A 12,801-nucleotide genomic window follows, 5' to 3' on the forward strand; every position below is an offset into this window, starting at 1 on the left:
AGTTAATCATGACAGGATCTATAATTATTAATAACTTGGCAGGGCTTCTGGTGATTACTTCCGTACTTACCATCGTTGTCCGAGGTGTTCCGCAATCCATTGGTATATTGAGTTTACAGTCGTTAGTATTGGTCATGATCTTTTTTGCCATTGGTTATAACTTTGGTGCACATGAGCTTTATACATGGGGGATCACCGCTTTTGTCACTAAAGTTATCTTAGTGCCACTGATTATGTATAAGTCATTTTGTAAAATGCGTGAGGCGAATATTGAAGGCAGCCTTATTCCCGTGTGGGCTATTATCATGATTTCAGCGATTATTGTGTTGGTTTGCTACTTTGTGGTTGAGCCTGTTAAGTTACCGATGATTACTGAGTTAAAGCCTGTGCTTGCTGTTTCGCTAGGGCACTTTATGATTGGTTTGCTTTGTATTGTGAGCCAACGAAATATCATTAAGCAAATTTTTGGTTATTGCTTGATGGAGAATGGGGCACATCTTACCTTAGCGCTTTTAGCGTATCGTGTTCCCGAGATAGTGGAAGTCGGTATCACCACTGACGCTATTTTTGCTGTCATCGTAATGTCTTACTTTGCACGACGGATTTATAAAGTACTAAATACGTTAGATGCCAATAAGCTAAATGTATTGAAAGGATAGCATCATGAATAATACGTTAATGTTATATTTATTGTTAGCTACACCTTTGCTCTTTAGTGTGCTAGCTTTCTTATGCTGTTTTGTAAGTAAAGAGACTGTTAAATTAGTTAATGGTATCAATATGATTGGTATCACGGTGCTATTAATTATCAGTTTATTGGTTGTCTCTCAGATTGTTCAGCATGGTGCTATTACTTCATCAGGTCTTTGGCTTCATGTTGATACGCTAGGTGCTTTATTCTTAGCTATTTTAGGCATTATTGGTTTTATCACGGGGATGTATTCCGTTGGTTACATGAACCATGAAGTGCATGATGGCGAGATTTCTAAAAAAACCTTATGTGCTTATTATGGGTTTTTCCATTTATTTTTATTTACCATGTTGTTAGCCATCACCACTAATAATCTTATTGTAATGTGGGCAGCAATAGAAGCAACAACACTCACCTCAACATTCTTGGTGGGGTTATATGGTCAAAAATCTTCATTAGAAGCCGCGTGGAAATACATCATTATCTGTACGGTTGGGGTAGCCTTTGGCTTATATGGTACGGTGTTGGTTTATGCAAATGCTGCAAGTGTTATGCAAGACCCTAGCATGGCTGTATTTTGGACAGAGGTAGTTAAGCATCCAAAGTTACTTGATCCAACTTTAATGCATTTAGCCTTTATTTTTGTTTTACTTGGTTTTGGTACAAAAATGGGCTTGTTCCCTATGCATGCATGGTTACCTGATGCTCATAGTGAGGCTCCAAGCCCTACCAGTGCCTTACTATCAGCGGTGTTATTAAACTGTGCATTGCTCGTTATTATCCGTTACTACATCATTATTTCAGGAACCATTGGGGAGACGTTCCCTAAAAACTTACTGTTGATTTTTGGTTTCTTATCTGTGTTAGTGGCAGCCTTCTTACTGGTTGTTCAACGCGATATGAAAAGGCTATTGGCTTATTCAAGTGTTGAAAATATGGGGCTAATTGCTATCGCACTAGGAATTGGCGGCCCTATTGGTATTTTTGCTGCATTACTACATACACTGAACCATAGCTTGGCTAAAACCTTGTTGTTCTGTGGTTCTGGTAATGTGCTTTTAAAATACGGTACACGTGATATTTGTACAGTGAAAGGTTTATTAAAAACAGCACCTATCACAGCGGTTTTATTAGGTGGTGGTGCACTTGCATTAGGTGGGATGCCACCTTTTAATGTTTTTGTCAGTGAATTTATGATTGTGATTGCCTCAATTAATGGCGGTTCTATTTGGTTTACACTCTTGCTTCTTGCACTTTTGACCGTTGTTTTAGGTGGTTTGGTACGTATGATCGCTAAAATATCTTATGGCGATGTACCTGACGGAATAGAGAAAGGGGAGTTAGGCTTTTTGACTGTAGCGCCAATGGCTGTTTTATTAGTACTTATGCTGATGATGGGAACTTATATTCCTAAACCTGTGACTGAGCTTTTTATACAGTCTACTAATATTGTCCTAAATGGAAAGCAATCTATTGACGCAGCATCATTAACGTCTATCAATAAAGGTATATTATATACTCAGGTGCAGAAGGTTGAAAAACCTGTCTCTGATGAAGGTTTAACTGTACAGCGGGAGAGTTCAAAGTGACACAAACAACACAGACAAAGTCTACTAATGGTCAAGATCTTGGCAAGAAATATATTGATCGGGTTAGAGAGCGTTTTCCCCATGCAGTGTTAGAAGAACAAAGGCAAACTTATAATCAAGTCACGATTACGGTTGAGTTGAATAGTTTGCCTAATGTGGTGACGTATCTTTATTACGAGCTAGGTGGTTGGCTACCTGTTTTATTCGGTAATGATGAGCGTTCTTTGAATGGACATTTTGCACTGTATTATGCCTTATCGATGGAAGAGGGTGAAAAATGTTGGGTAGTTGTCAAAGCTTTAGTTGATCCCGTTCGTGGAGAGTTTCCCTCAGTTACTCCTTTTGTTCCTGCTGCTGTTTGGGGGGAACGTGAAGTACGCGATATGTATGGTTTAACCCCCGTGGGTATTCCAGACGCACGCCGTTTAGTGTTACCAGATGACTGGCCTGATGATCTTTACCCATTACGTAAAGATGCGATGGATTATCGTCAACGCCCTACGCCTACAACCAGTAATGATACTTATGATTTCCTCAATGAGTTGGGGGATGATAAAAATCGTATTGTACCTATTGGCCCATTGCATATTACTTCGGATGAACCCGGCCATTTCAGATTGTTTGTGGACGGTGAGCAAATTATCGATGCAGATTATCGTTTATTTTATGTTCACCGTGGCATGGAAAAAGTAGCTGAAAATCGGATGGGTTATAACGAAGTCACTTTCCTTGCTGACCGTGTATGTGGTATCTGTGGTTATGCGCACAGTGTGGCTTATGCCAACACTATTGAGAATGCATTAGGTATAGAAGTCCCCATGCGTGGACAAATGATTCGTAGTGTGCTCCTTGAAATAGAAAGATTACACAGCCATTTACTGAATTTAGGTTTAAGTTGTCACTTCACAGGGTTTGATGGCGGCTTCCAACAGTTTTTCCGTGTGCGTGAAAAGGCAATGGGCATTGCGGAACTATTAACGGGTGCACGTAAAACTTATGGTATGAACCTGATTGGTGGAATCAGACGTGACATTCTTAAAGATGCACGCTTAAAAACTATCAAAGTTCTACAAGAAATGCGTAAAGACGTGCTTGAGCTTGTAGAAATGCTTATGGGTACTCCTAACTTTGAACAAAGAACCAAGGGTGTCGGTATTCTTGATAAAAAAGTAGCACGAGACTTTAGCCCTGTGGGACCATTAATTCGTGCTAGTGGTTTTAAGCGTGATGTGCGATTTGATCACCCTTATGCAGGTTATAACCAAGTACCTAAAACCTTGTTTACCTATGATACCTGTGATGTGGCAGCGCGAGTATTTGTGCGTGTAGATGAAACCCTTGACTCAATTGCCATGTGTGAATATCTCTTAGATAACCTAGCCGAAGGCCCTTTATTAGTGGAAGGTTTTACCTATCAACCTAATAAATTTGCATTAGGCTTTACCGAAGCCCCAAGAGGCGAAGATGTGCATTGGAGTATGACCGGTAATAACCAAAAATTATTCCGTTGGCGTTGCCGTGCAGCCACTTATGCTAATTGGCCTGTACTACGTTATATGCTACGTGGTAATACAGTTTCTGATGCGCCGCTGATTATTGGTAGCTTAGACCCCTGTTACTCATGTACTGACCGAGTAACTTTGGTTGATGTGCGTAAGAAAAAATCAGTTACTGTACCGTATAAAGAAATTGAGCGATACGGTATTGAGCGGACTTATTCACCAGTAAAACAATAGAGGGAATTGCGATCATGTTGAAACTGTTGAAGATTATTAAAAAAGTGGGTGATGTAACGGTTAAGTATCCATTTAAACCGCTCGATCTTCCACAAGGGTTCAGAGGAAAACCTCATTATGAAGCCGACCAATGTATTGCTTGTGCTGCTTGTACAACGGCATGCCCTGCTAATGCATTGACAATGGAAACAAACACTAAATCAGGTAAACGTGTATGGCAACTGTTTGTAGGGCGTTGCATTTTTTGTGGTCGTTGTGAGGAGGTTTGCCCAACACGTGCACTGGTTTTGTCACAAGATTTTGAGTTGGCTGTTACTAATAAAGAGGATTTATACGAACGTGCCACCTTCGATCTAACTGCTTGCCAAGTGTGTGGGAAGTATTTTGCACCACAAAAAGAAATTGATTACACCATGGCATTATTGGTACATGCAGGTTTAACAGTCGAAGAGGTAGAGGCAAGAAGAGAGCAATTTGAAACATGCCCTGATTGCAAACGCCGACAAAATATTGTGAGTAAAAGTAATATTGATTTAGGTATGCATGTTGAAGCGGGAGTTAATCATGACAGACAACAATAATGTGATAGCGAAAGATTACGACCACTATGCGACACAGCCTATTTCTGTTGAAGAACAAGTTAGTAAGTTAAAAGAAACATTATTAAAGAAAATAAAACGTTCTGCCTATGTTTACCGTGTTGACTGTGGTGGTTGCAATGGTTGCGAAATTGAAATATTTGCGGCGATTACCCCATTATTTGATGCGGAACGTTTTGGTATTAAGGTAGTTCCTTCACCTCGTCATGCGGATATTTTACTGTTCACAGGCGCTGTAACACGATCGATGCGTATGCCTGCATTAAGGGCTTACCATAGTGCGCCGGATCCTAAGATCTGTATATCCTATGGTGCTTGTGGTTGTGGAGGTGGTATTTTCCATGATTTATATTGTGTTTGGGGTGGTAGTGATCATATTGTGCCGATTGATGTGTTTATACCTGGTTGCCCACCAACACCTGCGGCAACTATTTATGGTTTCGCTGTTGCTTTAGGCTTACTGGAACAAAAGTTAACGGGCAAATCACATGATCAAACAGGTAACAAGCAAGCACCGTTACTTTTCCCTAATGCGCCACTGGATACGCGTGTATTGGTAGAGCGTGAGGCGAGAAGATTAGCAGGTTATTATCAAGGTCGGTTAATTAGTGATAAAGTCATTGAGCTACTAGAGAATTCAACAGCCTATGAGTTTGACTTAAAACTTGATGCATGGCTTGAGAAAGAGGCAGATCCACGATTAACTGAAGTCGTTCATGAGCTTCAAAAGGTTTGCTTAAGAAGCGTTCAAGGTGAATACCATGGCTGATCAAGTATTATTTTATGTGCTTAATCAGAAGTTTGTGGAGCAAGAGGAAGATATCCCCGAAGAAGCCCAACAAGTAATGTACTATTCTCTAGCTATTGGGCACCATGTGGGTGTAATTGATTGCTTAAAATCAGTTTTAGAGTGCGAAACTCCTGATTATCAACGATGGGTTGCTTATTTAACTGAGGGAACAGAAGCATTTAATAAATTAGCAAGGTTATTGAAGTTTGGCGAAATTACCATCGATGTTACCCATGTTAACTTATTAGCAAATGCTTTTGTTGCGGTAAGAGATAAGATGGAAGAACCCTATAAATCATGGACGGATACGTTATTACAGCTATTACAGGCGATTACTAAAGAACCTGCGATGTATTTAATGGTTAAACGAGTGGTGTAACGTGGTAAAGAATATCGTTTTAACTGTAGGTAATAATATGTTGGGGGATGATGGGGCAGGGCCATTATTGGCTGAAAAAATGCTAGCAAATCCTCTTGAACATTGGCACGTTATCGATGGTGGGTCAACACCAGAAAATGTTGTTCATCAAATTCGTCAATTAAAACCGTCATTATTGCTGATTGTCGATGCAACAGAGATGGGATTAATGCCGGGAGATATTCGTTTTGTTGACCCTGATTTGATTGCAGAACTGTTTTTAATGAATACCCATAATATGCCATTAAACTTCCTTATTGAACAGCTTAGGGATGATATTTCTGAAATTTTATTTTTAGGTATCCAACCCGATATTGTTGGCTTTTATTATCCAATGACAGACGCAGTAAAAAAAGCAGTAGAGCAGATATATCAGGCATTAAATTTGCATTATATACAAAAAGCATTTGAGCCATTGGCCATATGTGAACAGTAAATAGGTTAAATTTTTATCGTAGTATATAAGTAACGATTTAACCCCAGAAAAGTTTTTTTTAGATGATATCGATTTTAATTGGCAATGCCGTTGTAGGGAGCAGATCATGAATCAGTTTATCAACGCCAATCCAGATGCATGCATAGGCTGTAGAACCTGTGAAGTTGCTTGTATCCTTTCTCATGGCGAAGAAATAAAAAGTTTAGAGACGGCACATTTTAACGCTAGGCTTAAAGTGATTGTTGCGGCAAATGTTACGGTTCCTGTTATGTGCCGTCAATGTGACGATGCTCCTTGTGCTGCTGCTTGCCCTAATGGCGCGATTGAATTAAAAGATGAGCATGTTGTTGTGATACAAGAAAAATGTATTGGCTGTAAGACATGTGTGCTGGCTTGCCCTTTTGGTGCTATGCAAGTTAAAGTTAGAACAATACCTCGTGTCGTGAATGGACAGCATATTGGTGTACGTTATAAAGCAGAAGCTTTAAAATGTGATTTATGTTCTTCTAATCCACAGGGGCCTGCATGTATACGTGCTTGCCCAACCGATGCGCTTACATTGGTTAAACCTGTTGAGTTAGAAAAAATACAGCGTGAACGCCAACTTGCAGCAATACAACGCGACCCTCGTTTGGGCGCATAATCTAAATCAGTTTGTTGTTTTATGTTCTACCTAAGTGTTAGGAGTTAAAAATGAAAAAAGTGATAGAGGTCTGCCCATATTGTGCCTCTGGTTGTAAGATCAACTTACAGGTCGAAAATGGCCGTGTAGTTGGTGCTGAGGGGGCTAATGGATTAACAAATGAAGGCGAGTTATGTTTAAAAGGCCTATACGGCTGGGATTTTATACATGATACAAAAATTTTAACACCACGCTTACGTAATCCGATGATTCGTCGCCAAAAAGGGGGTACTTTAGAGCCTGTTTCATGGGATGAAGCTATCCGCTTTACAGCTGCGAAGTTGAAAGAAATTAAAGAAAAACACGGTGCTGATTCTATCATGTGTTCTGGCTCTTCTCGTAGTACAGGTAATGAGACCAACTACGTGATGCAAAAATTTGCCCGTGCAGTGATTGGTACTAATAACGTCGATTGTTGCGCCCGAGTCTGACACGGTCCTTCTGTTGCAGGTCTGCAACTTACAGTCGGTGGCGGTGCCATGAGTAACTCAATCACTGAGATTGATGATACCAAATGTATTTTTATTTTTGGCTGGAATCCAGCTACATCACATCCCATTATTGCGCGTCGTGTTGTTCGTGCTAAAGAACGCGGTGCTAAAATTATCGTATGTGACCCAAGAAAAATTGAGACAGCACGTATTGCTGATCTTTATGTACCATTAAAAAATGGTAGTAATTTAGCCTTTTTAAATGCGGTGGCTAATGTATTAATTGCTGAGGATTTAATCAATCGAGAATTTATTGATAAATACACAGAAGGCTTTGAAACATTCCGCGATATTGTCGCTGCCTATACGCCTGAGTCAGTAGAGAAAACGACAGGTATTGAAGCATCTGTTATTCGTCAAGTTGCTCGTATGTATGCTACTTCCCCTGCGTCTGGTATTTTCTGGGGAATGGGTGTTTGCCAATTTTATCAAGGTGTTGAAACGGTTAGGGCATTAGCCAGTTTAGCTTTACTAACAGGGCATATTGGTCGTCCTAATACTGGGCTTGCACCTGTGCGTGGACAAAATAATGTTCAGGGTGCTTGTGATATGGGGGCATTACCTAATCAGTTCCCTGGTTATCAAAATGTAACTGATGATGCTGTCCGCGCTAAATTTGCGAAAGCGTGGGGGGTTGAATCCTTGCCTTCTAACATTGGGGTTTATCTTAGTGAAGTGGCAATGAAAGCGGAACAAGGTAAATTAAAGGCTTTCTACTGTATGGGAGAAGACCCATTGCAAACTGAGCCTGATTTATCAGCTGTTAGACGAGGATTTAATGAGCTAGAGTTATTCATTGTCCAAGATGTCTTCATGACCAAAACAGCAGCCGCAGCGGATGTTATTTTACCTGCTACGACTTGGGGCGAACATGAAGGTGTTTACTCAGCCGCTGACCGTGGTTTCCAACGCTTTTATAAAGCGGTTGAACCAGAGGGTGATGTTAAAGTGGACTGGGAAATCATCAGCTTGTTAGCAAGAGAGCTAGGCTACCCAATGCACTATAAAAACACCAATGAGATTTGGGATGAATTACGTGGTTTATGTCCTAAATACTATGGTGCAACTTATGAAAAATTGGATGCTGATGGTGGTTTAGGTTATGTCCAATGGCCATGCCCAACATTAGACTCTCCAGGTTCTAAGTATTTATATGATGATGGTAATGGTGGTGCGAAATTTGATACCCCTAACGGTAAAGGTCAATTCTTTACTTGTGACTGGGCACCTCCTGTTGAACAAATAAGTGAAGAGTTTCCTCTTGTACTTGCTACTGTTCGCGAAGTGGGGCATTATTCTTGCCGTTCAATGACAGGAAACTGCCGTGCCTTAGCTGCTTTGGCGGATGAACCTGGGTATGTACAAATCAATACGGAAGATGCTAAAGCATTAAACATTCAAGATCAGGAACTGGTGTGGATACAATCCCATCATGGAAAAGTTATTTCTCGTGCCGATGTGAGTGACAGAACAAACAAAGGTGCAGTTTATATGACTTATCAATGGTGGATAGGCGCTTGTAATGAGTTAGTTGGTGAAAACTTAAGCCCTATTACTAAAACACCAGAGTATAAATATGTTCCTGTAAAACTTGTGACAATTGATGATCAGGTACAGGCGGAGCGTTATGTTTTGGAAGAGTATAGTCAACTTAAACATCATTTACGTAAAGAAACAGAGAATGGAACATTGTCTCCTAATAAATCTGTTTAGTTAGCGATGATGCCAGCATATTAAAAAAGGGTAGGTAACTCCCCTTTTTTAATTGTATATAAAGGCTAGGGTTCTTTTACTAAAAGTTTAATACTTTATCTGCCGTTTCGACCATTGTGGCACAATCTAATAAGTTACCAATTTTACTGATAGAAACTTTATCTGTTAGCTTCCTAAATTGCAGGCAAGTTCCACAGCTAACAATGTTGCCACCGCGTTCTAAAAATATTTGCCAATTTTTTTGGATATCAAAAAGCTCATGGTCAATAAATTCTGCCTCAACACCACTATTCATTAAAAAAATAGAAACTTCATGCCCCGTACCAAGAAAGGTATTTGTGAGGCGTAGTGCATTCCAAACTTTCTCAGTTTCATTGGTTGAGATAATGGCAGTGACTTTCATAATAGGCTCCTAGCTTCTATAGCTAATTTTTACCAATAATAAGAATTCAAAACAGCAACTTCATTATGGTAACTATTATAAGCCTATTCGATAACTCCCTTATTGCCATATCTTATAGATAGAGTCTAAAAATTTAACTATTAAGGTATTTATGTCAAAGGATTTAAAAAAAGACTTAATTTTTTATTCGCTGTTATATGGTAAAATTTGATCGTATATGATTAGGAAGTTGATGAGATCTGGTTGGTCTCCACGGTCTTCAAAACCGTTGTCAGCCTATTGGGCTGAGGTAGGTTCGATTCCTGCCTCTTCCGCCAAATAAAAATCCATTGAAAATTAATTGGTTTTAATTATTTTCTGTTCATTCCAGTTACATAAATCTTGCTTTTTTCCTCATTAAACATAATATTTTTAGCACCATAGCTCTGTCTGATTTTTAGGTAAGCCAGATTTATTGTCAATGGCTAAATAAGCAATTTTAAATGCCAAAAAAACAGCTTATTTCCAGTTAAAGATCCGGTAGGATTATATCTGGACATTAGAGTATGGACAAATAAAGGCTATCATGTGCATTTACTTTTCTGCTACGGAGCTAAACGAAGAAATGAGTACCATAAAGAGTGGGTGAGCTCTGATAGAATAACATCATTCTAAGTAGAGTGCTTTATTTTAACTGTAATATAAGAACAAAAAGCTCATTATAAACTATCTGGGTATGACTCATCGTAGTGAAACTAATAAAATTAATTGGATAATTGGACATGGGGTCAGCTACTTGCTAAAAACCGATAAGTATCCAAGGTTGATGAAGCCTGATGGTCGACATATCTTGGTTAGAGTGGTTATGAAGGTAAAAATAAATAGCTGTAAATAATTACAAGAGCTATTGGTTAGCATAAACCAATAGCTCTATGACCTTATGTGTGCTTAGTGCTAAAAATGGACTATCTTGCAATCGGTAAGAGTTTTAGATTTGTTACCAGCGCTTTATCAGTGAAGCACCTATCTCTGCGATCTGTTTATTTCGCTCATCCATAGTTGTATGGCTTCCAGTTAAGTAGATAATGACGATACGAGAAGGTTTTTCATCAGGCCCTAATATTGCGATAATACCACGAGAGCCGTGCTCACCTGCCCCTGTTTTATCAGCAATAAACCAACCTTTAGGAAGTACAGAACGTAAAAGAGGCTCACCTACTTTATCTGCTTCCATCCAATCGATTAATTGCTGTCGAGAGTTTGTCGTAAGCGTCTTTCCTTTTAACAATGTAAATAATGTTTTTGACATCGATTCAGGCGTGGTCGTATCACGTTCATCTTCAGGTAAGGATTCATTCAACATCGGTTCCCAGCGATCGAGGCGGGTAATCGGATCACCCATTTTACGCAAAAACTTGGTTAATTCTTTTGGCCCGCCAATTGAAGATAATAGCAAGTTGGCCGCAGTATTATCACTCATTGTTATGGTAGCGTTGCATAATTCGGCCACTGTCATACCCTCTGAGAGATGTTCTTTTGTAACAGGGGAGTACTCAATCAGGTCACTTTGGCGATAGCGTATGCGGCGATTGAGCTGCTCTAATCCTGAATCAACACGTGATAACACTGCACCACAGAGTAGAACTTTAAAAGTACTCATCATCGGAAAGCGTTCTTGATATCGGTAACCGTCAATGAGTAAGCCATTACTAAAATCAAGTTGTACATAGCCGACACGCGCATTAAATTGGCTCTCAATTTCTTTGATTTTATCCAGAGCCACTGGTGCAGCGAATGCTGGTAAACAAAGTGTAGAAAATAAAAGAATAAGGAATATATGAAAACGTCGCATATAGATGCCCTGTTAAAGTTTGATTCTACATACTACTACAGGAGATTGAATGATGAATAGTAAAATAGCTCAACTAAGAATGATAGCCGACTATTTTAGTTGTGCTTGAATTTATAGGTCAATCAAATATCATAAGGAATTTAAATATGGGTAATTAATGACTCTTATCAGGTGATGAGCTACCATTTTCTTGCCAATATTTCCAAACCCATGTTTACTAAAACGTTCATATTATTTTTCAATCCTTTTTGTGCCATTACCAAATTGTATTGAATATTTCTTAAAGAAAAAGCAGTTTCCTTTTCAAAGCAATGATAAAATAATCTAATTTATTATTATTTTGTGCTTCAATGCAGTCTATTAAATGTGCAAACTCGATTGCATCATCACCACTATCTGGACTAAATATCCATAAGTCAAAGTCCCAATAGCCAACAAGTTTCTTTTTAAATCAACTAGAGCCTCAAGGTTTCCTTCTACTACTATTTGGTCAATTTTAATGCTATTAATACTTCCTAAGAACTCTTTAATGCAACATGCAGGCAGCTTGGATTGTACTATGTAGTCTTTCATTTAACCTCTCTTAAAGTTAATGCTTTTTGTTAGAAATGAGATAATGTTAATCTTTTGAAAAAAAGAAAAGTAGATCGTACCAACGGTCTATTCTTTTTAGAAGGACTTATAACCTCATCATAAGTTTTCCTCTTTTCTCAGTATTTAATTGCTTTAATCAGATCTTCATTTTCTACCCTAAAAAAAATCCCCAGAATAAATGCTTCTGAGGACTTTAATATAAAACTAACAATAGGTAGATCTTTCTGAAGATAAATTATTAGCCATCTAATAAATATAAAGCATTAGATATAAACTCTTTATCTGTATAGAGATCTATATTCGGAATTCCTAGTAAAAATTATTTTTTATATGACTTAATTAAAGATTGCTCTTCTTTAATTAGTTCATTTAAATCGTTCCATGCAGATAAATAATCATCTGAAGTGTTTTCGAGTGATTTGAATTTTCTTTCTGCAGCATCAAATCTTTTATAAAACTCTTCTTGTATCTGAATTGGTATTCCATATTTTTTTTCTCTACGCCACATAATATAGTCCTTTGAACTATTGATATAAGTTTTTAACTCAAAATAATGGCATTTAAATTGTGTCATGAAATATTCTTTAATTTCATTATAATCCTCTTTTGATAATTCAAAAGGTTCCCATTCAATAGTATTATTTCCTAATAGCACATCATGGGAAAAATCAAGGTCTGAAGAAAACTTTCTAGCAATTTCGTATGGAGGAAATATATTCAATGCGTTAAAGAACCCAAAGCAAATATCGGAAGCCCATACTAACACAGGGATATTTTCCCAATTTTCAGCTTCATCATTAAAACATTTGACATAACTTAAACTCATAT

Annotated in this window: 12 protein-coding genes and 1 tRNA gene; 10 read left to right on the plus strand and 3 right to left on the minus strand. The window is 38.4% G+C overall.

Going from position 1 to position 12,801, the window contains the following annotated elements; genetic code table 11:
* Positions 1-8 precede the first annotated feature (8 nt).
* The 9 genes from hyfE to fdhF all read left to right on the plus strand — a co-directional run bounded on the left by hyfE (position 9) and on the right by fdhF (position 9,145).
* The gene (hyfE, locus tag DM558_RS01395; RefSeq protein ID WP_127161719.1) at positions 9-659 is read left to right on the plus strand and encodes a hydrogenase 4 membrane subunit; all 651 of its coding nucleotides are present in this window, start codon (positions 9-11) and stop codon (positions 657-659) included.
* Positions 660-663: 4 nt separating this feature from the next.
* Positions 664-2,280, plus strand: coding sequence for a hydrogenase 4 subunit F (locus DM558_RS01400; RefSeq protein ID WP_127161720.1), 1,617 nt, complete (start codon positions 664-666; stop codon positions 2,278-2,280).
* Positions 2,277-4,016, plus strand: a complete 1,740-nt coding sequence (locus DM558_RS01405) for a hydrogenase large subunit (RefSeq protein ID WP_127161721.1) — start codon at positions 2,277-2,279, stop codon at positions 4,014-4,016. The genes DM558_RS01400 and DM558_RS01405 overlap by 4 nt, the downstream gene beginning before the upstream one ends.
* Before the next feature lie 14 nt (positions 4,017-4,030).
* Positions 4,031-4,597: a hydrogenase 4 subunit H gene (gene hyfH / locus DM558_RS01410; protein ID WP_109703403.1), complete on the plus strand. Its 567-nt coding sequence runs from the start codon at positions 4,031-4,033 to the stop codon at positions 4,595-4,597.
* Complete coding sequence (locus DM558_RS01415; protein ID WP_109703402.1) at positions 4,581-5,384, plus strand: NADH-quinone oxidoreductase subunit B family protein; 804 nt, start codon at positions 4,581-4,583, stop codon at positions 5,382-5,384. Before hyfH ends, DM558_RS01415 begins: the two co-directional genes overlap by 17 nt.
* The gene (locus tag DM558_RS01420) at positions 5,377-5,784 is read left to right on the plus strand and encodes a formate hydrogenlyase maturation HycH family protein (RefSeq protein WP_109703401.1); all 408 of its coding nucleotides are present in this window, start codon (positions 5,377-5,379) and stop codon (positions 5,782-5,784) included. Before DM558_RS01415 ends, DM558_RS01420 begins: the two co-directional genes overlap by 8 nt.
* Position 5,785: 1 nt before the next feature.
* Positions 5,786-6,259, plus strand: coding sequence for a hydrogenase maturation peptidase HycI (gene hycI, locus DM558_RS01425; RefSeq protein WP_228411785.1), 474 nt, complete (start codon positions 5,786-5,788; stop codon positions 6,257-6,259).
* 106 nt (positions 6,260-6,365) lie between these two features.
* Positions 6,366-6,902 (plus strand): 4Fe-4S dicluster domain-containing protein, encoded by a 537-nt coding sequence (locus DM558_RS01430; RefSeq protein ID WP_127161722.1) that lies wholly within the window; start codon positions 6,366-6,368, stop codon positions 6,900-6,902.
* A 50-nt stretch (positions 6,903-6,952) separates the two neighbouring features.
* On the plus strand, positions 6,953-9,145 hold the full coding sequence (gene fdhF, locus DM558_RS01435) for a formate dehydrogenase subunit alpha (RefSeq protein ID WP_127161723.1): 2,193 nt from the start codon (positions 6,953-6,955) through the stop codon (positions 9,143-9,145).
* Positions 9,146-9,224: 79 nt separating this feature from the next.
* Here the strand turns inward: fdhF and DM558_RS01440 are convergent, their stop codons facing one another.
* Positions 9,225-9,548 carry a DsrE family protein gene (locus tag DM558_RS01440; RefSeq protein WP_127161724.1) on the minus strand — a complete coding sequence of 108 codons (324 nt, stop codon included), beginning with the start codon at positions 9,546-9,548 and terminating at the stop codon, positions 9,225-9,227.
* Positions 9,549-9,772: 224 nt separating this feature from the next.
* On the opposite strand from DM558_RS01440, the gene DM558_RS15565 reads away from it, so the two are divergent.
* Positions 9,773-9,865 (plus strand) — tRNA-Sec (locus tag DM558_RS15565).
* Positions 9,866-10,524: 659 nt separating this feature from the next.
* Here DM558_RS15565 and bla read toward each other — a convergent pair.
* Positions 10,525-11,379, minus strand: coding sequence for a class A beta-lactamase (gene bla, locus DM558_RS01445; RefSeq protein ID WP_127161725.1), 855 nt, complete (start codon positions 11,377-11,379; stop codon positions 10,525-10,527).
* A 913-nt stretch (positions 11,380-12,292) separates the two neighbouring features.
* Positions 12,293-12,799 (minus strand): hypothetical protein, encoded by a 507-nt coding sequence (locus DM558_RS01450; RefSeq protein ID WP_109701867.1) that lies wholly within the window; start codon positions 12,797-12,799, stop codon positions 12,293-12,295.
* Between the last annotated feature and the right edge of the window lie 2 nt (positions 12,800-12,801).

Source organism: Entomomonas moraniae (genome assembly GCF_003991975.1).
Taxonomy (GTDB): Bacteria; Pseudomonadota; Gammaproteobacteria; order Pseudomonadales; family Pseudomonadaceae; genus Entomomonas; species Entomomonas moraniae.

Excerpts from the sequence above, each read along its gene's own strand:
- DM558_RS01430 (WP_127161722.1), top strand. The coding sequence starts at position 6,366 with ATGAATCAGTTTATCAACGCCAATCCAGATGCATGCATAGGCTGTAGA.
- hyfH (WP_109703403.1), top strand. The coding sequence starts at position 4,031 with ATGTTGAAACTGTTGAAGATTATTAAAAAAGTGGGTGATGTAACGGTT.
- bla (WP_127161725.1), bottom strand. The coding sequence starts at position 11,379 with ATGCGACGTTTTCATATATTCCTTATTCTTTTATTTTCTACACTTTGT.
- DM558_RS01415 (WP_109703402.1), top strand. The coding sequence starts at position 4,581 with ATGACAGACAACAATAATGTGATAGCGAAAGATTACGACCACTATGCG.
- hyfE (WP_127161719.1), top strand. The coding sequence starts at position 9 with ATGACAGGATCTATAATTATTAATAACTTGGCAGGGCTTCTGGTGATT.
- DM558_RS01420 (WP_109703401.1), top strand. The coding sequence starts at position 5,377 with ATGGCTGATCAAGTATTATTTTATGTGCTTAATCAGAAGTTTGTGGAG.
- DM558_RS01440 (WP_127161724.1), bottom strand. The coding sequence starts at position 9,548 with ATGAAAGTCACTGCCATTATCTCAACCAATGAAACTGAGAAAGTTTGG.
- DM558_RS01450 (WP_109701867.1), bottom strand. The coding sequence starts at position 12,799 with ATGAGTTTAAGTTATGTCAAATGTTTTAATGATGAAGCTGAAAATTGG.
- DM558_RS01400 (WP_127161720.1), top strand. The coding sequence starts at position 664 with ATGAATAATACGTTAATGTTATATTTATTGTTAGCTACACCTTTGCTC.